The sequence below is a fragment of the Gemmatimonadaceae bacterium genome, assembly GCA_019752115.1.
In the GTDB taxonomy this organism is placed as follows: domain Bacteria; phylum Gemmatimonadota; class Gemmatimonadetes; order Gemmatimonadales; family Gemmatimonadaceae; genus Gemmatimonas.
In genome coordinates this window covers 26,257-48,503 of record JAIEMN010000025.1, presented here as the reverse complement: position 1 = coordinate 48,503, position 22,247 = coordinate 26,257, and the positions used below count along the sequence as shown (strand labels likewise).

The 22,247-nt window shown below is 67.6% G+C and carries 18 protein-coding genes; 13 read left to right on the top strand and 5 right to left on the bottom strand.

The annotated features are described in order from the left end of the window. Nucleotides 1-61: 61 nt before the first annotated feature. Nucleotides 62-487, top strand: coding sequence for a GxxExxY protein (locus tag K2R93_13970; protein ID MBY0490945.1), 426 nt, complete (start codon nucleotides 62-64; stop codon nucleotides 485-487). Between the two features lie 100 nt (nucleotides 488-587). On the opposite strand, the gene K2R93_13965 is transcribed toward K2R93_13970, so the two are convergent. The 3 genes from K2R93_13965 to K2R93_13955 all read right to left on the bottom strand — a co-directional run bounded on the left by K2R93_13965 (nucleotide 588) and on the right by K2R93_13955 (nucleotide 4,860). Beyond that, nucleotides 588-2,195 carry an OmpA family protein gene (locus K2R93_13965; protein ID MBY0490944.1) on the bottom strand — a complete coding sequence of 536 codons (1,608 nt, stop codon included), beginning with the start codon at nucleotides 2,193-2,195 and terminating at the stop codon, nucleotides 588-590. A gap of 202 nt (nucleotides 2,196-2,397) precedes the next feature. Further along, nucleotides 2,398-4,530 carry a pyruvate dehydrogenase gene (locus K2R93_13960; protein ID MBY0490943.1) on the bottom strand — a complete coding sequence of 711 codons (2,133 nt, stop codon included), beginning with the start codon at nucleotides 4,528-4,530 and terminating at the stop codon, nucleotides 2,398-2,400. 6 nt (nucleotides 4,531-4,536) lie between these two features. Beyond that, nucleotides 4,537-4,860: a hypothetical protein gene (locus K2R93_13955; GenBank protein ID MBY0490942.1), complete on the bottom strand. Its 324-nt coding sequence runs from the start codon at nucleotides 4,858-4,860 to the stop codon at nucleotides 4,537-4,539. Between the two features lie 151 nt (nucleotides 4,861-5,011). Between K2R93_13955 and paaG the strand changes: the two genes are divergently transcribed. From paaG to K2R93_13910, 9 genes are read left to right on the top strand one after another with little or no spacing between them, the layout of a single operon-like run. Continuing rightward, complete coding sequence (paaG, locus tag K2R93_13950) at nucleotides 5,012-5,809, top strand: 2-(1,2-epoxy-1,2-dihydrophenyl)acetyl-CoA isomerase PaaG (GenBank protein MBY0490941.1); 798 nt, start codon at nucleotides 5,012-5,014, stop codon at nucleotides 5,807-5,809. Between the two features lie 6 nt (nucleotides 5,810-5,815). Further along, nucleotides 5,816-7,021, top strand: coding sequence for a 3-hydroxybutyryl-CoA dehydrogenase (locus tag K2R93_13945; GenBank protein ID MBY0490940.1), 1,206 nt, complete (start codon nucleotides 5,816-5,818; stop codon nucleotides 7,019-7,021). Continuing rightward, on the top strand, nucleotides 7,014-7,460 hold the full coding sequence (locus K2R93_13940; GenBank protein MBY0490939.1) for a hotdog fold thioesterase: 447 nt from the start codon (nucleotides 7,014-7,016) through the stop codon (nucleotides 7,458-7,460). Before K2R93_13945 ends, K2R93_13940 begins: the two co-directional genes overlap by 8 nt. A gap of 26 nt (nucleotides 7,461-7,486) precedes the next feature. After that, nucleotides 7,487-8,710 (top strand): 3-oxoadipyl-CoA thiolase, encoded by a 1,224-nt coding sequence (gene pcaF, locus K2R93_13935; GenBank protein ID MBY0490938.1) that lies wholly within the window; start codon nucleotides 7,487-7,489, stop codon nucleotides 8,708-8,710. 12 nt (nucleotides 8,711-8,722) lie between these two features. Next, a complete protein-coding gene (locus K2R93_13930; GenBank protein MBY0490937.1) occupies nucleotides 8,723-9,340 on the top strand; it encodes a transferase hexapeptide repeat family protein in 618 nt (205 codons plus the stop codon). Continuing rightward, nucleotides 9,340-11,397, top strand: a complete 2,058-nt coding sequence (gene paaZ, locus K2R93_13925) for a phenylacetic acid degradation bifunctional protein PaaZ (protein ID MBY0490936.1) — start codon at nucleotides 9,340-9,342, stop codon at nucleotides 11,395-11,397. Before K2R93_13930 ends, paaZ begins: the two co-directional genes overlap by 1 nt. 2 nt (nucleotides 11,398-11,399) lie before the next feature. Further along, nucleotides 11,400-12,806 carry an MATE family efflux transporter gene (locus K2R93_13920; protein ID MBY0490935.1) on the top strand — a complete coding sequence of 469 codons (1,407 nt, stop codon included), beginning with the start codon at nucleotides 11,400-11,402 and terminating at the stop codon, nucleotides 12,804-12,806. 54 nt (nucleotides 12,807-12,860) lie between these two features. Then, complete coding sequence (locus K2R93_13915) at nucleotides 12,861-13,337, top strand: hypothetical protein (GenBank protein ID MBY0490934.1); 477 nt, start codon at nucleotides 12,861-12,863, stop codon at nucleotides 13,335-13,337. Further along, a complete protein-coding gene (locus tag K2R93_13910) occupies nucleotides 13,334-14,032 on the top strand; it encodes an ATP-binding cassette domain-containing protein (GenBank protein ID MBY0490933.1) in 699 nt (232 codons plus the stop codon). The genes K2R93_13915 and K2R93_13910 overlap by 4 nt, the downstream gene beginning before the upstream one ends. 161 nt (nucleotides 14,033-14,193) lie before the next feature. On the opposite strand, the gene K2R93_13905 is transcribed toward K2R93_13910, so the two are convergent. Together K2R93_13905 and K2R93_13900 are read right to left on the bottom strand one after the other, a co-directional pair. Continuing rightward, nucleotides 14,194-15,285, bottom strand: a complete 1,092-nt coding sequence (locus tag K2R93_13905; GenBank protein MBY0490932.1) for a hypothetical protein — start codon at nucleotides 15,283-15,285, stop codon at nucleotides 14,194-14,196. Between the two features lie 131 nt (nucleotides 15,286-15,416). Then, the gene (locus K2R93_13900; GenBank protein MBY0490931.1) at nucleotides 15,417-16,097 is read right to left on the bottom strand and encodes a carboxypeptidase-like regulatory domain-containing protein; all 681 of its coding nucleotides are present in this window, start codon (nucleotides 16,095-16,097) and stop codon (nucleotides 15,417-15,419) included. 275 nt (nucleotides 16,098-16,372) lie between these two features. On the opposite strand from K2R93_13900, the gene K2R93_13895 reads away from it, so the two are divergent. From K2R93_13895 to K2R93_13885, 3 genes are all read left to right on the top strand, one after another. Then, nucleotides 16,373-19,459 (top strand): SusC/RagA family TonB-linked outer membrane protein, encoded by a 3,087-nt coding sequence (locus K2R93_13895; protein ID MBY0490930.1) that lies wholly within the window; start codon nucleotides 16,373-16,375, stop codon nucleotides 19,457-19,459. Then, the gene (locus K2R93_13890; GenBank protein MBY0490929.1) at nucleotides 19,456-21,051 is read left to right on the top strand and encodes a hypothetical protein; all 1,596 of its coding nucleotides are present in this window, start codon (nucleotides 19,456-19,458) and stop codon (nucleotides 21,049-21,051) included. Before K2R93_13895 ends, K2R93_13890 begins: the two co-directional genes overlap by 4 nt. 198 nt (nucleotides 21,052-21,249) lie before the next feature. Next, nucleotides 21,250-22,191 (top strand): hypothetical protein, encoded by a 942-nt coding sequence (locus K2R93_13885; GenBank protein MBY0490928.1) that lies wholly within the window; start codon nucleotides 21,250-21,252, stop codon nucleotides 22,189-22,191. The last annotated feature ends 56 nt before the right edge of the window (nucleotides 22,192-22,247 follow it).

Sequence of the window (22,247 nt, the reverse complement as noted above, 5' to 3'; positions counted from 1 at the left end):
CGGGTAGCGAAAGATTACGGCGGGGTGACGGTGCGGTAATGCGGATCCATAGGCTGGTGGCATGGATGACGCGAATGAGATTACCCGCACGATTATCGGCGAAGCCATCGCGGTGCACCGCAAGCTGGGGACGGCGGCGCGCGAGGTGAGCTATGAGACGCTGCTGATGGCCCGTCTCGAACAACGCGGCCTGCACGTCGCACGACAGGTGGAGATCGACGTGCGCGACAGCGGCATCGTGCTGCATCGTGCCTGTCGCATGGATCTCGTGGTCGAGGAGTGCGTCGTCGTCGAGATCAAACGCGCCGTCCGCTTTGCCCCTCTCCACAAGAACCAGCTGCTCACGTACCTCCGCTTGTCCGGCCACCGCCTTGGTCTACTGATTGACTTCGGCCGCCAGCGACTGGTCGACGGCGTCATCCGCGTGGTCAACGACTACGACGGCCCCCCACTCCCTCCACGGTCAGGCAAGCGAAGCGCCGCCTGACTCTCCGCGTCCCCCTCCGCGGAAGGAATGAAAAACGCCCCCGGGCGAAGCCCAGGGGCGTTTCCTCATTCACCTCCGCGTCCTCGACGGGCAGAACCCGTTAGCGGAGCTCACCAAACGAGACGCGGCCAGCCTTTGCGTCGGCCGGGCGGCAACTGGTAGGCGGGTTCTGCCCGTCCAATAGCTGCCAGACTTCCACCCGACGGTTCGGGCTCTGCGCCTGCTTGTTGTCGGCAGACACGCGGCCACGGTTCGCCGGCGGCGGCTCCGGCTCGCTCGCGCCATCGCGCGACACGACGCACTGCTCACCGAAGCTGTTCGTGAAGATGCGATCCTTGATCGACTTCGCATCCTTGCCCGCGAGCTTCAGGATCTGCTTGGTGACCATGTCGGCGCGGCTCTTCGCGAGCTTGTTGTTGTACGCTTCCGAGCCGTACCAGTCGGTGTGGCCTTCGACCGAGATGCGGAGCGTCGGGATGCGCTTCATGGCCTCGACCACGACCTTGAGCGTGTCCATGCCCGACTTCAGCACCTGCGCCTTGTCGAAGTTGAAGAGCGTGTAGTCGAGCGCGATGCGCGCGGCCGGCTTCACGACTTCCTTGCACTCGACCGAGGCCGACGCCGTCTTCGTGCTGCCGTACGCCGTCTTCGAGACCGTGATCGTCGTCGTGCCGGCGGCGTTGCACGTCACGGTGCCGTTGCTCACCGACGCGATCGCCGGGTTCGTCGAGCTCCAGGTGATGGCGCCGAGGTCCACGTTGTCCGCGTCCGTCGCCTTCGAGGCGAACGACAGCGTCTTGCCCACATCCGTCGAGCCCGAGGTCGGCGTCAGCGTGAGGTTCCACGCCGGCGGCGGCACGGTGACCGTGGCCGACACCGAGCGGGCGAGCTTCTTCTGCGTACCCGAGCAGGTGATCGTGGCCGTGCCGTACTTCACGCCCGTCGCCACCGCGCCGTTCGTGACCGTCGCGATCGCGGCGTCGCTCGTCGAGCAGGCGAGGTCCTTGATGTTCTTGAGCGGAATGACCTTGCCCTTCATGTCGGCGGCGCTCAGCGCGAACTGCTTCGTCGCGCCGCGGTTCACCGTCGCCGAAGCCGGGTCGATCTTGAGCGCCCAATCCCACTTCACGGACTCGCCGCCGCACGCGCCACGGAGCGCATACGTCGCACCGATGCGCAGGCCGCCGTTCGTCGACGTGCCCGTCAGCGCCTGCTGGTTCGGCGACGGGTTGTAGTCCACCAGGGCGTCGGCCCGCGCGCCCCACTTGCCACTGCCACACAGCTTCACGCCGAGCATGCCGGCGAAGCCGTCTTCGTACTTGTTCGGCGTCGCGCGGCCATTGAACACCGACTGCAGGTAGCCGGCGCCAAGAATGATCTTGGCCTTGCTGCCCGCGGGCAGCGTCAGCGTGCCCAGGCCACGCCACGGCGTGTAGGTGATCTTCTCGAACGGCGCGACCTGATTCTCGGTCTTGCCATAGTTGCCGTTCACTTCAACGCCCAAGCCCTTCCAGATCTGCATGGCGAGCATGCCACCGATCCCGGGGACTTCCTTCTTCATGCGAAGGTCTTCGTCGAGCTTCGTGAACTGCCCGAACGCGCCAATCTCGATGCGCTTGCCGATATCGCCCGTGAGCCCCTGCGCCTGAACCATCGGCGCGGCGACCACGGAGGCCAGCAGCGAAAGTCCGACCAAGCTTTTGTTCATGGAGTCCTCTGTGATAGAGCCGAAAAACGGACCGCCAGCGTCCGCCGGCCCCGTGGGCACGCATGCCAAGGGGCCTGTCGAATACTAAGCCATTGTGCCGGCGTGCGATACGTCACGTTTACCCCCCTCGAGGGTGGTGATGTGTGCACGTGAGGACGAGACGATCGGAAGGCGGTGTGCGTTTCGTCACGCGCCGGCACTGTTACAGCGCCAGCAGCGCATCCACGGCCCGGCGCACGGCGGTTACCGTCGGGACGACCGCGTCCAGCAGGGTGGGGTGGTACGGCACCGGAATGTCCTCCGGGGCCAGCCGCTGGACCGGGGCGTCGAGGTGCCAGAAGGCCTCCTGGGCCACGGCCGCCGCAATCTCGGCGCCGAACCCGGCCGTCCGGTTGTCCTCGTGGACGACCAGGCAGCGCCCGGTCTTGGCCACCGAAGCAAGCACAGCCGTCTTGTCCCACGGCGCGATGGTCCGCAGGTCGAGCAGCTCCACCTGTCCATCCAGATCCGCCACCGCCTCGGTGCAGCGATGCACCATCGCGCCCCAGGTCACCAGCGTCAGCGCCTCGCCCTCGGCGACCACCCGCGCCTTGCCGAAGGGCAACACGTAGTCGTCGCCCGGGTACCGCGCGCTGCCGTCGCCCGTCATGAGCAGCGAGCGATGCTCGAAGAAGATCGTCGGGTTCGGGCTGCGCATCGCCGCCCGCAACAGCCCCACCGCATCGGCGGCGTTCGAGGGAATCGCCACCTGCCAGCCGTACGCGTGCGCAAAGCGCACTTCGTCGGAGAGCGAGTGCCACGGATCCCCGACATCCTTGCCAAAGCCGCCCGGCATGCGCACCACGATCGGTGCGGCAAAGCGGTTCGCCGTGCGCCACCGCATCGTGCCGGTGTTGTTCAGCTGCTCCGTCGCGGGGTCGGCATACTTGCGAAACTGAATCTCAGCGACCGGCACCAGCCCGCTGATGGCCATCGCCACCGCCCGCCCGATGATCCCTTCTTCCGAGAGGCTGGTGTCGAACACGCGCTCCTTGCCGAACTGCTTCTGCAACCCTTCGGTGACGAGATGCACGCCGCCCTTGCGGCCCACGTCTTCACCGAACACCACGACCTTCGGGTTCACCGCGAGCTCGTGCCGCAGCGTGCGGCGCACCGCCTCGGCAAAGCGCAGCAGCTCGCCGTCTTCATTCGCGATGTCGGTCCCGCCCAACGCGTCGCGCTCGGCGCGCGAGAGCCCGCCCATCGCGTCGTACCCCACGGCGGGGTCGGCGTACAGATGCTGCGCGATCGTGGTCGGGTCGGGCATCTGGCGCGCACGCGCGCGGTCCACCGCAGCGATCACGTCCCGCTGCACCTCGGCTTCGAGCGCGGTCCACTCCGCGGCGCTCATCAGCGCCGGCACGAGATACTCGCGCAGTCGCGGGAGCGGATCCCGTTCGGCGTTGGCGGTGATCTCCGCCTCGGTGCGGTACCCCTTCTGGTTGTCCGGACCGGAATGGCTCGAGAGGCGCGGGACCGTCAGCCGCACCAGCGCCGGACCATTGCCGCCTCGCACATGCTCCACCGCTTCCTGCAACAGCCCCGACGCGTCGTGCGGATCGGTACCGCTGCCGTCGCGAATGAACAGATTGCCGAAGCTCGCCAGATTCTTGGCGATGTTCGCGCCCGGCGTCTGCATGTCCCCGCGCACGCTGATGCCGAGGTCGTTGTCTTCGATGTAGAAGAGCATCGGCAGCCGCAGCGTCGTCGCCATCGTGAGCGCGGCCCAGAAGCCATTGGTGGCCACGCTGGCATCCCCGCCGAGCGAGACGCTCAGGCAGCGATCCCACGCCTCGTCACGCAGCGTGTCGCGATGGTAGACAATGCTCTGTGCCCAGCCCGCCGCGGGGGTGTACTGCGACCCCACATCGCCGGCCATCGGCAGCACGGTGCAGCTGTCTTTCCCGGGGAGGTTGCACACCACGCCGATGTCGCGCCCGCCGCTGAACCCGCCGGCGCGCCCGAGCGGGCTGCCGTGCGCGTCTTCAAGGCTCAGCCCAAGCGACAGCAGTAGCGGTCGTGAGCGGTAGTAGGCGCCGGCGCCGTCGCGCTTGCCCGTGAGCAGCGACCCCAGAATAACCTGCGCCATGTCGTGACCACGCGCCGAGAACTGGTAGAGCACCTGGTGCTCACGCGGAACCGACGCACGATTGCGGTTGGTCTGTTCTTCGAGGTCATCGAGGGCGCGCGACGCGAGCGTGGTATACGCGATGCGGCGCCAATCGAACCCGGGGCGGGGCCCGTCGGTGCGCCCAAACAGGCGGGCGACCGGCCGGGTGGCAGTCTTGGCTGGCATAGCCACCTAATCTGCCTGCCGAACCCCCGGAGTGGCAGGGCGGCCCAGGACGCGGCTCGCGGTATTCAGCAGGGAGATCGGCGGGCTGCCGTCCACCGCGATCAGCACGAGGCGCACCGCCGAGGTGGCCGCCGGAATGCCGACGCCAAGCAGGACCAGCAGCAGATTGGCGGCGAGCCAGGGGGCGACCCACTGCTGGACCAGTGCGCGGTCCTTCTTCCACACCCACGCCGCGATGGCGGCTCCGTTCACCACCAGCAGCCCGCCAAGGGCCCAGACAAAGGCGGTCCAGCCGATCGTGGTCAACCAGGCGGCGAGATTGGACGTCATGCGCGCGGCTCCTGAAGGAGACACCGGGAGAGGTGGGACGACCAGTGCACATTACGCCCCGAACCGCGAATGCGCGAGCACCGCGCACGCGCGCGCCGGCGCGTGTGGTGACCCGGCGCCATCGGCAGGGGCGGGTGCTAGTTTTGACCGGATGTCTCCCACCTCCCCCTCCCTCCAGGTCGAGCGGGGCGACGGCGTCCTGACGCTTACGCTGAACCGCCCCGACGTTCTGAACAGCTTCAACCGCGAGATGGCGCTGGCGCTGCAGGCCGCGCTCGCGGACGCCGCCACCGACCAGACGGTGCGCGCCGTGGTGCTCACCGGCGCCGGCCGTGGCTTTTGCGCCGGACAGGATCTCGCCGAAGCGCTGCCGCAGGATGGCGGCCCCATGCCGGATATCGGCGAGATCGTGAAGGCGAGCTACAACCCGATCATCCGCGCCATTCGCACGCTCGAGAAGCCGGTACTCTGCGCGGTGAACGGTATCGCCGCCGGTGCGGGCGCCAATCTCGCGTTCGCGTGTGATCTCACCATTGCTGCCGACGACGCCAGCTTTGTGGAGAGCTTCGCCAAGCTCGGGCTCATTCCCGATACGAGCGGCACGTTCTTCGTGCCGCGCCTGGTGGGCATGCAGCGTGCCACGGGGATGTTCTTCCTCGCCGAGAAGATGCCGGCGGCCAAGGCGAAGGAGTGGGGACTGATCTGGGATGTGGCGCCCAAGGCCGAACTGATGGATCGCGTGATGACGATGGCGAAGCAGTTGGCCACGCAGGCGACGCGTGGCTTCGGGCTCACGAAGCGCGCGCTCAACGCGAGCTTCGCCAACGGGCTCGACGCGCAGCTCGACGTGGAAGCGCAGGCGATGCACGAGGCGGGGCGTACGGCGGACTATGAGGAAGGCGTGCGCGCGTTTCTCGAGAAGCGGGCCCCCGTGTATCGCGGCGCGTAACGGCCCATGACCGTGACGAGCGAAACGCCAGTCGGCGTGGTCGGCGCCGGCGCGATGGGCGCCGGTATCGCGCAGGTTGCCGCGATGCACGGCCATCCGGTCGTGCTCGCCGATGCCATGCCCGCCGCCGTGGCGCGCGCGAAGGCGGGGCACGCCAAGGCGCTGGCGCGCGACATCGAGAAGGGACGCCTGACGAGCGAGCAAGCCGATGCCGTGCTCGCCCGCATCACGTACGTCGAGGGGGTGGACGACGCGGCGCTCCAGGCATTTGCCCCCTGCGGCGTGGTGATCGAAGCGATCATTGAACAGCTGGCGGCCAAGCAGGTGCTCTTTCGCGCGCTGGAGGCCGTGGTGGCACCGGACGCCATCCTGGCGAGCAACACCTCCTCCCTCAGCATCGCGGCCCTCGCCGGCGCCTGCGCACGCGGTGAGCGCATGGTGGGTGTGCACTTCTTCAATCCGGCCACGATCATGCCGCTGGTGGAGATCATCCCCGCCATCGGCACGGCCGACACCGTGCGCGATGCGGCGCGCGCCCTCGTGACGAGCTGGAAGAAAGTCACCGTGCTGGCCGCCGACACGCCGGGGTTCCTGGTCAATCGCGTGGCGCGACCGTTCTACGGCGAAGCGTTGCGCGTGCAGGAAGAGGGCATCGCCGATATCGCCACGATCGACTGGGCCCTGCGCACCATCGGCGGCTTCCGCATGGGGCCGTTCGAGCTGATGGACTTCATTGGCCACGATGTGAACTTCGCCGTGACGCGCTCGGTCTTTGAGGGCATGTACCACGATCCGCGCTACCGGCCGAGCATCGCGCAGCAGCGCCTGCTCGAAGCGGGGTGGCTCGGTCGCAAGAGCGGCCGTGGCTTCTACGACCATCGCGAGGGCGCCGCGACCCCGGCGGCCACGGAGGATGCGGCGCTCGCGCAGCGCATTGTCGATCGCATTCTCGCGATGCTGGTGAACGAAGCGGTGGAGGCGGTGCATCTGCGCCTGGCGTCGCCGGCCGACATCGAGCTCGCCATGACCACCGGCGTGAACTATCCCCGCGGCCTCCTCGCCTGGGGCGACACCATCGGTCCAGCCACCGTGCTCGCGCGTCTCGAGGCGCTGCAGGCGGAGACGGGGGACATGCGCTATCGCCCGAGCGTGCGGCTCCGGCAGGCCGTGCGCGCCGGTGCGTCGCTCCTCAGCGCCGACCGGTATGTCTGACACGGTGCCCCCGCCGAGCGCCCCCGAGATCATCACGCACCTCATGGCGCGTGACCGGTTCTCGCAGTGGCTTGGTGTCGAGGTGGTGGAGTCGGCGGTGGGCCGCTCGGTGCTTACCATGACGGTGCGCGAGGAGATGGTGAACGGCTTCGGCACGCTGCACGGCGGCGTGCTCTTCAGCCTGGCCGACAGCGCCTTCGCCTTCGTGGTGAACAGCGGCGGTCTCCTGAGCGTCGCTATCGACTGCACCATCAGCTTCCCGGTGGCCTGCAAACCCGGCGATCGCCTGCGCGCGGTCGGGGTGGAACAGAGCGCCTCCAATCGCCTCGCCTTCTGCGAGGTCACCGTCACCAATCAGGACAACGTCACCGTGGGCTTCTTCCGCGGCACGGCGTACCGCACCACGCGCCCGCATGTCATCGGGCAACACTTTGCGTAACACCAACCGCGCTCCCCATGTCTGAGTTGCAGCAGGCGTTTCTGGTTGACGGCGTGCGGACCCCCATCGGCAATCTCGGTGGGGCCCTCTCGCCCGTACGCGCCGACGATCTGGCCGCGCACGCCATCACCGCGCTCCTGGCCAAGGTGGCCGAGCGCTTCGCGGTGTTCGATGTGAAGGACATCGCCGATGTCATTTTGGGCTGCGCCAATCAGGCCGGTGAGGATAATCGGAACGTGGCGCGCATGGCGGCCCTGCTCGCGGGGCTCCCGGTGAGTGTGCCGGGGGAGACGGTGAATCGCCTCTGTGCCTCGGGGCTCACCGCCGTGGCCAACGCCGCACGCGCCATCAAGGCCGGCGAGGGCAGCGTGTACATCGCCGGCGGTGTGGAAAGCATGACGCGCGCGCCCTACGCCATGAGCAAGGGCGCGACACCCTTCGCCCGCGACGTGCAGCTCTTCGACACGAGCCTCGGCTGGCGCTTCGTGAACCCGCGCATGAAGGCGCTGCACGGCACCGACAGCATGGGAGAGACGGCCGAGAACGTCGCCGCGCAGTATGGCGTCTCCCGTGCGGATCAGGATGCCTTCGCGGTGCGCTCGCAGCAGAAGGCCGCCGCGGCCCGGGCCGCGGGACGGTTTGCGCGCGAGATCGCGCCGGTGATGATCCCGCAGAAGAAGGGCGATCCGGTGGCGGTGGCGCAGGATGAGTTCCTCCGCCCCGACACCACGATGGACACGCTTGTCAAGCTCAAGCCCGCCTTCCGGCACGACGGGCAGGGGAGTGTCACTGCCGGCAATTCGAGTGGCCTCAACGATGGCGCGGCGGCATTGCTGCTCGCGAGCGGTGCGGCGGTGGACATGAACCGGTTCGAGCCGCTCGCGCGCATCGTGGCGAGTGCGGCGGCCGGCGTGGAGCCGCGCATCATGGGGATGGGCCCGGTTCCGGCCACACGGCTGGTGCTCGAGCGTGCGGGGCTCACCCTCGACCAGGTCGATGTGATCGAGCTCAACGAGGCGTTCGCCGCGCAGGGACTCGCCTGTCTGCGCGAGCTTGGCGTCGCCGACGACGACGCTCGGGTGAACCCCAACGGCGGCGCGATCGCGCTCGGCCATCCGCTCGGGATGAGCGGCGCCCGCCTGGCGCTGACCGCGGCGTATCAGCTGCGGGAGACCGGCAAGCGCTACGCCCTCTGCACGATGTGCATCGGCGTGGGGCAGGGGTTTGCGATGATCCTCGAGCGCGTCTAGCGGCGACTCAGCATGATCTACGCCTTTGACGGGTTCATTCCGGTGGTGCACGAGAGCGCGTGCGTGCATCCGCAGGCGGCGGTCACCGGCAACGTGATCATCGGCCGCGACGTCTACATCGGCCCCGGCGCCGCCATTCGCGGAGACTGGGGCGGCATCGTGATCGAAGACGGCTGCAACGTGCAGGAGAACTGTACGGTGCACATGTTCCCCGGTGTGGTCGTGACGCTCGAAGCGGGCGCGCACATCGGCCACGGCGCCATCGTGCACGGGGCGCGCATTGGCGCCAACGCCCTCATCGGCATGAACGCCGTGATCATGGACAATGCCGTCGTGGGTAGCGGCTCCATCGTGGGCGCGCTCACCTTTGTGCCGGCCGGGATGGAGATCCCCGCGCGCAAGGTGGTCGTGGGGAACCCCGCCAAGATCGTGAAAGACGTGAGCGACGACATGCTCGCGTGGAAGACCGAGGGCACCGCCCTCTATCAGCAGCTGCCGGCGGCGATGCGCGAGCGTTGGCGCCCGGTGGAGCCGCTGCGGGAGCTTCCCGCCGACCGGCCCACGCAGATGGCGATGCTCGCCACCTGGCAGCAACGAAAGACCGAGACACCAACCCCCAAGGAGTCGTGATGTACCGGCTGCAGAACTACGCGCTCGGTCAGTGGGTGGCCGGCAGCGGCCCCATGAGCGATCTCATCGATGCCGTGACCGGCGAAAAGATCGGCGAGACGTCGGCGGCCGGTCTCGACTTCAAGGCCATGCTGCACTACGCCCGCACGGTGGGTGGCCCGAAGCTGCGCGCCTACACGTTCCATGAACGGGCGCTGATGCTCAAGCGCATCGCGATCACGCTGATGGAGCGCAAGGAAGAGTTCTATCCGCTGTCGTATCTCACCGGCGCCACGCGTGGTGATTCGTGGGTGGATATCGAAGGCGGCATCGGCACCTTCTTCGCCTACGCCAGCCGCGGGCGCCGCGAGTTCACCAACGAGCGCTTCCACATCGATGGCCCCACCGAGCCGCTCTCGAAGAACGGCACGTTCGTGGGGCGGCACATCATGGTCCCGATGGAAGGCGCCGCGGTGCACATCAACGCCTTCAACTTCCCCGTGTGGGGCATGCTGGAGAAGATGGCGCCGGCGCTGCTGGCTGGTGTCCCCTGTGTCGTGAAGCCCGCCACCACGGGCAGCCATCTCTCTCACGCGGTGTTCAAGGCCATCCTCGACACCGGCGTGCTCCCCGAGGGCGCCATTCAGCTGATCTGCGGCGAGGCCCGCACCCTCCTCGATCATGTCGAGGAGCTGGATGTGGTGGCGTTCACCGGCTCGGCGGCTACCGGGCAGAAGCTCAAGGCGGCACCGGCCATCATGGGCCACTCGGTGCGCTTCAACATGGAAGCGGACTCGCTCAACTGCTGCATCCTCGGGCCCGACGCGGCACCGGGCACCGAAGAGTTCGACCTGTTCATCAAGGAAGTCACCCGTGAGATGACCACCAAGGCGGGGCAGAAGTGCACCGCCATCCGGCGTACGATCGTGCCGTCGGGGATGGAGGAGGCGGTCATTCAGGCACTGGCGAAGCGGCTGAGCACCACCACCATTGGGGCGCCGACCGCCGAGGGTGTGCGCATGGGCCCGCTCGCCAGCCGCACGCAGGTGCGCGCCGTGGGCGAGAGTGCCGATCGCATTCGCCTGGCCACGGAACAGGTCTACGGGGTGACCGACTTTGCGGTGATCGGCGCCGATCGTGACAAGGGCGCCTTCTACGCGCCGGAGTTGCTCTACTGCAGCGATCCGCTCCATCGTCTGGAGCCGCACGACATCGAAGCGTTCGGGCCGGTGAACACCATCATGCCCTATCGCGATCTGGGTGAGGCGGTGCAGCTCGCCCGCCTCGGTCGTGGATCGCTCGTGGGGTCACTCGTCACGCACGATCCCCACGTGGCGCGTGAGGTCATCCTGGGCACGGCGCCCTATCACGGCCGCATGCTGGTGCTCGACCGCACCAGCGCGAAGGAGAGCACCGGGCACGGCTCGCCGCTCCCCAATCTCGTGCACGGTGGCCCCGGCCGCGCTGGCGGCGGTGAGGAGATGGGCGGGGCGCGTGGCGTGAGCCACTACCTGCAGCGGGTCGCGCTGCAGGGGAGCCCCAACATGCTCACCGCCATCACCCGCGAGTGGACGCGCGGCGCCGATGAGATCACCGACGCGATCCATCCGTTCCGCAAGACCTTCGATGAGCTCGAGGTCGGCGACACGCTGATCACGAAGTCGCGCACGATCACCCTCGAGGATATCGAGGCGTTCGCCACGCTCTCGGGTGATACGTTCTACGCCCACATGAACGACGAGCACGCCCGCAGCAACGGCGTGTTCGAAGGGCGGGTCGCGCACGGGTACTTCATCGTGTCGGCCGCGGCCGGGCTGTTCGTGCAGCCGGATCTGGGGCCCATGCTCGCCAATTACGGACTCGAGAAGCTGCGCTTCACCAAGCCGGTGTATCCGGGCGACACCATTCACGTGCGCCTCACCGTCAAGCAGAAGACCAAGAAGGACACCCCCGAGGGCACCATTCCGCAGGGCGTCGTGGAGTGGGACGTGGAGGTCTTCAACCAGCATCAGGAGCCGGTGGCGGTGTACTCCATCCTCACGCTCGTCCGTCGCAGCACCGCCGCCGCGGCGGCCTGACGATGGCCACCGCCGCCTCCACCACCGCGACGCGCAAGATCGACCGCAGCATCGTCGAAGGGCCGATCGGCCCCGCGGTGTGGAAGGTGGCGTGGCCCACCGTCCTGCAGAACGTGATTGCCGGTCTGCAGGGAATGATCGACCATGCGCTGGTGGGGCAGTATGTCGGCTTCGCCGGAAACGCGGCGATCGGAGTGGGCTTCCAGATCTTTCTGGTGGTGATGGTCTTCATCTCGTCGCTCTTCAGCGGGATGGGCGTGCTCGTGGCGCGCTACGCCGGCGCCGGCGACGAAGCCAGCATGAACAAGGCGGCGAGTCAGGCGTTCCTCCTCGCGCTCATCCTGAGCGTCGGCGTGCTGGCGCCCATCGGGTACGTGGCCGCGCCCTTCCTGCTCGGCCTCGTGAACGCCGCGCCGGCCGTACAGCACGAGGCGCTGCCGTATCTGCGCATCATGTTCGTCTTCGGCTTCGGCATGATGCTCTTCTTCATGCTGGGCGGTGCGCTGCGCTCGGCGGGCGATGCCAAGACCGGGCTGCGCCTCGGCATCGCGCTGACGATCGGCAACATTGCCTTCAACGTGTTGCTGATCCGAGGGCTGGGGCCCATCCCGGCGATGGGCACGGCTGGCGCTGCCGCCGGCGTGATGATCTCCAGCGGGCTCGTGGCCGTGTACTCCATCTACAAGCTGTTCAGCGGCACCTGGGTAATCGACTTCCGCGGCATGAGCTGGAAGCCCGACTGGGAAATCATCCGCGCGCTCTTTCGCTTCGGGCTCCCTACCGGCCTGCAGGGGATCGCGATGAACATCGCCGGCGTGCTGCTGCTGCGATTCATCGGCGGTACCGCGCAGAGCGCCGAGGCGCAGGCCGCGTATGCGGTGGGGTATACGGAGCTCTTCTCGCTCGTGACGTGGACCAGCGTGGGCTTGATGGGCGCGGCCGCCGCCGTTGCCGGTCAGAACCTCGGGGCCAAGCAACCGGAGCGTAGCCATCTCGCCGTGCGCGAAGCCGCCAAGATCGGGCTGGGCATCGCCGTCGTCGTGGGCGCGCTCTTCCTGCTCATCCCGGGCCCGCTGCTCGCGATCTTCGGCATGCACGAAACGGACGTGGTGCGCATCGGCCGCGAGCTGCTCGCCTATCTCAGCATCTCCGGCCTGTTCATTACGGTCGCCCTGACGTTCACCGGCGGCCTGCAGGGTACCGGCGATACGCGCAGTCCACTCTATATCTCGCTCATCTCCCAGTTCGCGCTGCCGATCGGCTTTCTCACCTTCATGCAGACGCAAGGCCGGTTGGAGCCCCACCACATCTGGCTCGCGATCGTGATGGGGCACTTCCTGCGGGCGGTGCTGAGCGTATGGCGGTTTGAGCAGGGGGCGTGGAAGAAGATCCAGCTGGGGGTGAGGTAGGCGCGCTGGCTGAACTGGAGAGACAAGAGGCGAGCGGGAGTTGGGGACGTGTGCATGAGTGGCGTGACGATCGCCCCAGCACTCACGCTCGTCACTCCCACTGCCACTCGCCTCTCGCTTCTCCATTGCCATAAGCGCGCGCCAGCGCGCGCCCGCGCCGCGCAGCAAGCGCTCCTCAAGGAACCCAGTCCTGGCCGGCGCGGTACACGCGTCATGCCCCGCGCCGGCCTCCCCCTCCGCCACGCCCGCGATGCGTTTGCGATTTACGCGGGCGTGCGTCTGGTGCTCAGCGTCGCCGTCTCGGTCGTGCACCTCGATCGGGTCGAGGGCCGCCCGTGGCTTGGCGTGTCCACGGTGCTCTGGAGTGTTGGCGTCTCACTGCTGCTCTCGGAGGTCGACCTCCGCCGCGCGGGCGCCCCGGAGCTGCTCGCGAATCTCGGGATCGGACAGCGCGAGCGGCTGCTGATCGCGGCGCTCCCGATGTTGGTCGCCGAAACGATCCTGCACGCGGCCGGTGCGTGGTGGTGGTGAATCCGTCGCCGCTCCTCGAAGCCGACGGCGTCAGTCTGCGTCGTGCGGATCGCTGGATTCTGACGTCGGCGAGTCTGCGTGGGCGCCCCGGAATCGTCACGGCGCTGCTCGGCCGAAACGGAGCCGGGAAGACCACGCTGCTGCGATTGCTCGTAGGCGATCTGGCCCTCGAAAGCGGCACCGTACGCTGGGAAGGCGCACCGCTCGAGCGGCCCTCGCGCACGCGGCTGGCGCGCCTGGGCGTCTGCTTTCTGCCCGCGCGCGAGGTCCTTCATCCGCGCGTGGCCGTGGCGAAGCAGTTGGGTTGGATAGCCCGTGACGCGGACCGTGTTCCCGGCGTGCTGGACGCGCTGCGGCTGACGGCGCTGGGCGCTCAGCGTCCGGCCGCGCTGTCCGGGGGCGAGCGCCGTCGCGCCGAACTGGCCGCAGCGCTCGTGTATGCCCCGCGGGTGCTCGTGCTCGATGAGCCGCTGCGCGGCCTGGCACCGCTCGATGCGGCGCTCATACTCACCACACTGCGCACCTTTGCGGCCGATGGCGGCGCGGTGGTGCTGACGGGGCACGAGCTGCCGCTGCTTGAGGCGCAGGTGGATCGCGTGACGTGGTGCTATGCGGGGACCACCCGCGAGTTCGCGAGCTTCGCGGAGGCGGCGGGGGATCACGCCTTTCGACGGGAGTTTTTGGGGGGGCGGTGAGGGTTGGCGCGCGCTGCCGCGCGCCTGTGGCAGTGGAGAGGCGAGAGGCGAGGGGGAGTGAGAGCCGCGAGCCGGGGTGATGAGTGCACCCTCATCACCCCAGCGCGACACCCAAACTCCCCCTCGCCTCTCGCTTCTCCAGTTCAACCAGCGCGCGCGCCTTACCTTTGCACGCGCGACACCAGCTCCCAATACCGCCGCACCCCGTCCACCCCGCTATCTCCCACAAACCCCGCCAGTGGCGACGTGAGTTGCGTGGTGTGGTACCCGGCCACATTCAGCGGATGCGACCCTTCGCCGCCGAACCAGCTGCGGATCACCACCGCGTTCGGTTGCCGCGGCAGCGCCCGCACCGCGCGTACGAAGGCCGCGAACCGACCGTCGCGAATGAGGTAGTCCTCGACGTTGCTCGTGTAGAGCACGCTCACGGCGTCGCCGCGCTCCTTGAGGACGGTGCCGAGTTTGCCGAGGACGGCGCCGGAGAGATCGCCCACGACCGGCACGACGAGATTGCGGCGCTCGAGTGACTGCACCACGCGAAACGCCGTGTCCGACGCGAGATAACTCGATTGCCGCCCCAGGAGATCCCGCTCGCGCAGCAGCTCGCCCAGCGTCGGGTAATACCACTGCGGCGGCCGCCCGGTGGACGTGAAGCGCAATCGGACGCCGTCGGTGATGAAGGCGGTGTGAAAGCGGGTGATCGTCGCCAGATCCGCCGCCGTCAGAGCGATGCCGCTGGCCGCGACCTGCTCACGAACCACGCGCAACGCCCGTTCCCGGCTCGTGGCTGTCGCGGGCGTGCGCTCTGCCCACGCGACGAGTTCGTCAATCGAGACCGGCACCGGCGCCGACGGCATCGGGCGTCCGGTCCAGAGCGCCAGAAACTCCTGCCGCGAGCCGGCGGCGGCAAAGAGCGCCTTGAAGAGCAGGTGATGCAGCAGGTTGTCGCGGCGAATGTCGGCAATGATCGCCAGCCGCGGCTGCACGCGCGCGATGTAGTTGAAGTTCTGGTCCGGCCCCACGCCCACGTAGACGCCGCCGCGCACCCCCCGCGCGTCCAGCAGCGACAGCGGATGCAGCAGACTCTTCTCGTTGGAGATGAGGTTGTCGGTGTCGAAGTATCCACCGGCATCGCTCAGCCGCGCCGACAGCGCCGCAAACTGCGCCGTCGAAAGACTGTCGCGCGCCCCCTGCGCCCCAAGGGGAGCAACCGCCGCCGCCATCGCCATGACCCACCCAACAACTCGTCTCACATCCCCCCGCAGTTCCCGCCCCATGTATACGCCCCACGTATACGCCCCATGTATACGGCTCACGTATGCGCCCCACGTATACGCCTCACGTATGCGCCCCACGTATGCGCCCCACGTATACGCAGTTCAGCCTATTTGCGCCGAGGCGCCCGCCCCGACGTCGTCCAGATCACCACCACTCCGCACCCCGCATTGGCGCCCGCAAACTCCCCCGGCACATCACTCGCGCCCGTATACACCTCGATCCCCTGGATATCGCGTACCGGAATCACCGGCCCGAACGCGTTGTCCACGCGCTCATCGACGACATAGTCGGGGAAGCAGCCCATCGGCGCGCGCGTCATCTGCGCGGCACAGAAGCTCCCCGCGCACGAGAACTTGATGCCGCGGAGCGTGCGCATCGCGTCCTGCAGGGAGCCGTAGTTCCCCTGCTCGATATCGGCGCGCGTGAGGTACTGCCCGCGCCCCGTCTGGCGCCGGCGCTCGAAGTCGGCGTAGCGCCGGCCGAGCGCGGGATCCGCGGTCACATCCACCTTCGCGAGCCGCTGCGCGCCCTTCGCGCTGTCGGCCGGCGTCGTGATCGGGGTGCCCAGCGGATCGAGGGAGAAGTCCTTCTCCATGACCTCGCGGGCGGCAAAGGCGAGGGAAATGCCGCCCCGCGCGTACCCCTCGCGGCTGACCAGGAACTTGTGGATGCCGACCTTGAGCCCGCTCAGCACGAAGCGGCCGAGGGAGTCGGTCTTGACGCTGAGCCCCGCCGAACTGGACGCAACCGTCGCATTGGCAAGCGGTTGCCCGGTCGTCGCGTCCAAAATCCGTCCCTGCAAGGATGCGGTTTGTCCCGCTGCGATTCTGCTAAATCCCAAAAAAACTGTGACGAACGGCAGGATGCATCGGCCGATGTAACGGATGAGTTCGTCCTTCATACCCGATAACTCCATGCGGAATAACAACGTAGGGACGGCGTGACTGAAACAATACGAAACATTGACGGTTTCGATTACCTGCCACAAAATGGGACGCGCGGAAAAGACGAGTTGTCGAGCCGCATTAGACCGGGACGGTCGTCCCAAAGCCAGGAGCCTGAATGCTACACCTCTCGCGTCGGCTGCTCGCCGTCGCCACGGCAGCCCTGCTGCCGCTTGGCGGTTTGGCGGCGCAGCAGAACGCCACCGTGACGGGTAAGGTCACGTCCAACGGCGAACCCCTCGGTGGTGCCCAGGTCGGCATCGTTGAGGTGGGCGTCGGATCCGTGACCGATGCCCAGGGTCGCTTCACCTTTACGGTGGATCTCGCCCGCGCCGGTGGCAAGCCGGTCACCGTGCTTGCCCGTACGATCGGCTATCGGCCGAAGAAGCACATCCTCACGCTTGTGGCGGGTCGGAACCAGCAGGACTTCGACCTGGAAAAGGACATCCTGAACCTGGACGCCGTCGTGACCACGGGCGTCTCCGACGCCACGTCGCAGAAGAAGACGACGTTCGCGGTGGCCGCGGTCGACAACTCGCAGATCAAGGAAGCGCCCGCCACTTCGCCGCTCGGCGCGCTCAACGGCCGCGTCGCGGGCGCCAGTGTGACGGCGACCTCCGGTCAGCCCGGCTCGGCGCCGGCCATCCGCCTGCGCGGCCCGACGAGCCTGACCGGCTCGCAGGATCCGCTCATCATCGTGGACGGCACGATCTCGCGCATCTCGCTCGCCGACATCAACTCGGAAGACATCGAGCGCATCGAGGTCATCAAGGGTGCCGCGGCCAGCTCGCTCTACGGCTCGGACGCCGCCAACGGTGTCGTCCAGATCTTCACGAAGCGTGGCGCCACGCTGGCCGCCGGCCAGACGAGCGTGACGGTGCGCAACGAGATGGGCTCGAGCGAACTGCGCAACACCATCCCGAACAACATGTCGCATGCCTGGCAGATGAATGCCGCCGGCACCGACTTCGCCCGTGACGCCGGTGGCAATCGCATCCGCGAAGCCGACGGCATCTCGGACAACAGCTACCCGGTCACGTTCAACCAGCTCGACCAGGTGTTCCGCCCCGGCACGTTCATGACGAACTACGTGTCCGTCGGCCAGCGGAACCCGTCGTCGAACTTCAATGCCTCGTTCCAGAACACCAAGGATCAGGGCATCGCGAACATCCTGAGCGGCTTCAACCGCCAGAACTTCCGCATCAATCTGGACCAGGAGCTCAACTCGAAGCTCGACTTCCAGACGGGTGCGTTCTATGCGCAGTCGAAGGCCGACCAGGCCGACGAAGGCGCGGGCACGGCGTGGTTCGGCCTCCGCTTCCTCGAGCCGAACATCGACCTGCGGGCGACCAACCCGGATGGCTCGCCGTACAAGGCCGCCATTCGTCAGGCGCCGGCGTCGGGCAACGTGTCCAACCCGCTCTACATCTGGAACAACGTCAAGAACGCCAACGAGCGCACGCGCTTCACCGGCACGTTCAAGGCGCGGTACCGCCCCACGTCGTGGCTCACCGCCGAAGGCAACACCAACTTCGACAAGTCGAGCCGCAACTACCGCTCGTACACCCCGCTCGGCTTCATCGGCTCGACCGGCACCACGAGCAAGGGCAACATCTACAACGAAAGCGGCTCGACGCGCGCCTACAACCTCGGCGGCACGCTCACCGCGATCAAGAACACCAGCTGGTTCACCAATACCACCAAGCTCGCGTGGGTCTACGAAGACCAGCTCAACACGCAGGTGTCGGTGTTCGGGACGGCGCTCTCGGTGCCCAAGGTCACCGAGTTCTCGGCCGCCTCGCGTGACCCCGAGAACCCGATCATCCCGGGCTCGTTCACGCAGCCGATCCGCAACCAGAACTACTTCGCGATCACCACGTTCGACATCAAAGACAAGTTCATCGTCGACGGCCTCGTGCGTCGCGACCAGTCCTCGCTGTTCGGCAAGGATCAGCGCAACAAGCTCTTCAAGCGCCTCTCCGGCGCCTATCGCGTCTCGGAAGATCTGCACATCCCGGGCGTCGATGAATTCAAGCTCCGCGCCTCCTACGGCGAAGCCGGTCTGCGCCCCGTGTTCGACGCGCAGTACGAGCAGTTCGCCATTCAGGGCGGCAGCCCGGTCAAGATCACGCTCGGCAACCCGAACCTCCGTCCGGCGTTCTCGCGCGAAATCGAAGGCGGCTTCAACCTGACGATGCTGAAGCAGCGCCTGACCTTCGAGTACAGCTACTCGAGCAAGATCACCGACGACCAGATCCTCAACGTGCCGGTGTCGGCGGCGTCCGGCTTCCAGAACCAGTGGATCAACGCCGGTACGCTCTGGGGCAAGACGCACGAACTCCTCATCGGCGCGGTGCTCGCGTCGAAGAAGGATTTCCAGTGGCGCCTCAATATCGCGGGTGATCGCACGCGCCAGGAGATCACCAAGCTCAACGTGCCGCCGTTCCTCGTCGGCCCGGTGGCCAACACCACGATCTTCCGTCTGGCCGCGGGCCAGCCGTTCGGCGTGATCTACGGTTCGCGCTGGGTCCGCTCGGCGGCGCAGCTCAACGACATGATCACGAACAAGAAGCTCACGGGCGCGGCGACGGACTATCAGCTCAACGAAGAGGGCTACTACGTCTCGAAGACGAACTGGCGCACGATCAACGAGCGGCCGATCAAGTACGTCGACGGCACGGGCAACTCGCTCTTCACGATTGCGAACGTGAACCCCGACTTCAACCTGAACTTCAACTCCCAGATCAACATCAAGAGCCTCGCCATCACCGGCGTGTTCAACTGGGTGAAGGGCGGGCAGATCTACAACTACACGCGCCAGTGGCCGTTCTTCGACGAGCGCGACCCCGCGTTCGACCAGCGCGGCAAGAAGGCCGAAGAGAAGAAGCCGACGGCGTACTACACGACGTTCTACAACAACTTCGACGCGAACGAGTACTTCGTCGAAAACGGCACGTACGTCCGACTGCGCGAACTCGCGGTCAACTACACCCTGCCCGCGGGTCTCGTGAAGCACTTCGGCATGACCGATGGCCGTACGGCGCGCTTCGGCGTCGTGGGTCGTAACCTGTTCACCAACACCAAGTACTCGGGATACGATCCGGACGTGTCGGGCGGCGGCGCGAATCCGTTTGCGTATCGCGTGGACTACTTCACCTACCCGATCTTCAAGACGTTCACGTTCATGCTGGAGCTCGGACTGTGAGCGCCGCCAACCGGACCATCCAGATGAAGCGCATCCTTCCTTTCGGGATCGGCGCGTTGCTGCTCGCCGGGTGCAACTCGCTCGACGTCACCAACCCCAACGCCCCGGACGCCAAGCGCGCCCTCGCCGACCCGGCCGCCATCGAGGCGGTCGCCGGCGGTACGCTCCGCACGTGGTTCAATACGTATGACGGCATGGAGGGCGGCGGTCCGCTCGTCACCATGGCGCAGACGTTCTCCGCGTCGTGGAACAACTTCAACATGAACTTCTACTCGTCGATCGACGCCGATGGCACGCGCAACACCCGCGCGTACCAGAACGATCTGGCGTCGGCCGGCCGGACGACGGTCGTCCAGTACTGGCAGGGCTATTACAGCGTGCTCTCCAGCGCGACGGACGTGCTCACCGCCATTCGCAAGAACGGCCTCGTGATCACGAGCCCCGCGCAGACTAAGCGCGCCGAGACCATCGCCGTGCTCATGCGCGGGGCGGCGCTCTCGGGCATTGCCCTCAACTACGACAAGGGCTACGTCATCGACGAGAACACGGACTTGGGCGCTCTGGCGTACAAGAACCGCAAGGAAGTCCGTGATGCCGCCATCGCGGCGTTGAACGAGGCGGCCACGCTCGCGTCGGCCAACACGTTCACCACGCCGGCCGGTTGGACGAACGGCGTGTCGTACTCCAACGCCCAGATCGCGGCCATCGCCAGAACGATGGCGGCCATGACCCTCGCGTACTATCCGCGCACGGCGGCGGAAAACGACGCGGTGGACTGGAACACGGTGGCGACGCTGGCGTCGCAGGGCATGTCCGGCGGGTCGAACAACTTCGACTTCGTCTTCACCGGCGACGGCTGCAGCTCGTGGTGCCACGAGATCCTGTACTGGTTCGACGCCTTCGACGGCGGGCGCGTCAGCACGCGCGTGGCCAACCTGATGGATCCGGTGACGCAGCGGCATCCGTATCCGGATGGCGGCAACCGCCAGCCGAACAGCCCCGACAAGCGTATGGGCAACGGGTCGTTCGGTCCGAACGATCCGGGCTTCATCGACGGCTTCGGCACGATTCCGAAGAACGCCGGGGCGGGTACGGACTTCGTGTACTCGTCGTACGAGATCTTCCGCCCGGCGCGCGGTATGTACCACCAGTCGAACATCGGCCACATCCGCTATGATCGCTCGGGCGAGCAGTCGCCCGCCGGCATCTACGGCGGCTACGGCCCGGCGCCGGTCATCAGCGCGACCCAGAACGATCTGCTCTGGGCCGAGGCGGAACTCCGCCGCACGGGTGGCAGCCTGGCGACGGCGGCCACGCTGATCAACAAGACGCGTGTGGGGCGCGGTGGCCTCTCGGCCGCCACGGCCGCGGAAGGGCAGGCGAGCCTGCTCACCAAGCTGCTCTACGAGCAGGATGTCGAGCTTCTGGGCCTCGGCCCGGTGGGCTACTACAACCGCCGCCGCGTCACGGGCGGGCTGCTGGCCGGTACGCCGCGCGAAATGCCGGTGCCGGCGAAGGAGCTTGGCGTGAAGGGCGAAACGTTCTACACGTTCGGTGGCTCGGGGCTCGCCAACAGCCCGACCCCGCCGTAAGCACGCGCTGCGCACAACGCCGGGAGGCCGGGCCGAAAGGTCCGGCCTCTCTGGCATTTTGGACGGCACTGATTGAACGTTCGCGCACCTATGCGGACTCTGCGAATCGCTCTGGGTAGTCTCACCGCGCTGGCCGCGGTCAGCGGCGTGGCCTGTCGATCGGAACAGCCGGCGCCCGCATCATCGCGGCCTCGCACCGTGCCCGCGATCCCATGGCCGGCCGCGCTGCCGCTCACGGGCCGACTCACGACGACCGGTGCGGAGTGGCTGGCGGCGCGCGCGTCGCGGGCCGATTCGGTGGGCGTGGTGCGCGGCGACTCGGCGATTCGCCTGCGCCTGTGGCCCATCAGCGACGCGCCAACCGCCAGCATGCGGCAGCTCTGCGGAGCCATGGCACTTGGCCGCGCGCCGCGCCTCGCACTCGACACGCTGGCGCTGCCCGCCGACAGCACGCTGCCGGCGCTGGGGCGCCGCCGGCTCACCGATACCGTCGCTGCCGGCGGGGCGCGCGATCCCATCGGCGTGCGTTGGATCGTGCCCGGTGCGCAGGCGCAGTACCACTTCGAAGGCGTCACTCGCGATGGCGCGCAGCGGGTGAGCTTTCGCTGGCCGGTGCGGAGCGATACGAGCGTGCGGCTCCCGGTCGGCGCCCCGGATTCGGTCATCGAGGCGGCGCTGCAGCCGAGCCCAGACTCACTCGACGCACTCGTTCGCCGCGTCGTGGCGAGTGCGACCACATCACCCGTCGTTCCCGCCGACGATGCGCAGCCCCCGCGGCAGGTCGACGCGGTGGCGCTCGTCTCCGACCTGCCGTTTCACGTGGTGGCGCTGCCGCTGGCATGTCCAACGGCCACGTATCGCGTGCCCATGATCGCTCGCGTGGAACAGCGCGTGCGCATCCCGGTAAAGGCGGGCGATGAAGTGGACGCCTTCGCCTCGGTCGAGTACGGCGCCGTTCAAGTGGCCTTCGAGGAGGCCGGCCTCGACGCGCCGTCCGCGCGCTTCACCAGTGTCCCGCGGGCGCGGGTTGTGGCCGCGGCGGACGGTGCGGTGACCCTGCGTCTGGCCCTGCAGGTCGTCTCCAAGCAGCAGCGGGCCGATCAGAACGTGCTGCTCCGCCTGACCCGACGGCATCCATAGCGCGACGAACAGCGGGAGGGGCGCTCGGCGCGTAGTTTCGAACGGACCTTCACCCC

Bases quoted from the DNA above. Each gene is read 5' to 3' on its own strand.
- K2R93_13945 (MBY0490940.1), top strand. From the start codon at position 5,816: ATGACCGTGACGAGCGAAACGCCAGTCGGCGTGGTCGGCGCCGGCGCG.
- K2R93_13940 (MBY0490939.1), top strand. From the start codon at position 7,014: ATGTCTGACACGGTGCCCCCGCCGAGCGCCCCCGAGATCATCACGCAC.
- K2R93_13930 (MBY0490937.1), top strand. From the start codon at position 8,723: ATGATCTACGCCTTTGACGGGTTCATTCCGGTGGTGCACGAGAGCGCG.
- K2R93_13970 (MBY0490945.1), top strand. From the start codon at position 62: ATGGATGACGCGAATGAGATTACCCGCACGATTATCGGCGAAGCCATC.
- K2R93_13915 (MBY0490934.1), top strand. From the start codon at position 12,861: ATGAGTGGCGTGACGATCGCCCCAGCACTCACGCTCGTCACTCCCACT.
- K2R93_13955 (MBY0490942.1), bottom strand. From the start codon at position 4,860: ATGACGTCCAATCTCGCCGCCTGGTTGACCACGATCGGCTGGACCGCC.
- K2R93_13960 (MBY0490943.1), bottom strand. From the start codon at position 4,530: ATGCCAGCCAAGACTGCCACCCGGCCGGTCGCCCGCCTGTTTGGGCGC.
- paaZ (MBY0490936.1), top strand. From the start codon at position 9,340: ATGTACCGGCTGCAGAACTACGCGCTCGGTCAGTGGGTGGCCGGCAGC.
- K2R93_13965 (MBY0490944.1), bottom strand. From the start codon at position 2,195: ATGAACAAAAGCTTGGTCGGACTTTCGCTGCTGGCCTCCGTGGTCGCC.
- K2R93_13920 (MBY0490935.1), top strand. From the start codon at position 11,400: ATGGCCACCGCCGCCTCCACCACCGCGACGCGCAAGATCGACCGCAGC.
- paaG (MBY0490941.1), top strand. From the start codon at position 5,012: ATGTCTCCCACCTCCCCCTCCCTCCAGGTCGAGCGGGGCGACGGCGTC.
- K2R93_13895 (MBY0490930.1), top strand. From the start codon at position 16,373: ATGCTACACCTCTCGCGTCGGCTGCTCGCCGTCGCCACGGCAGCCCTG.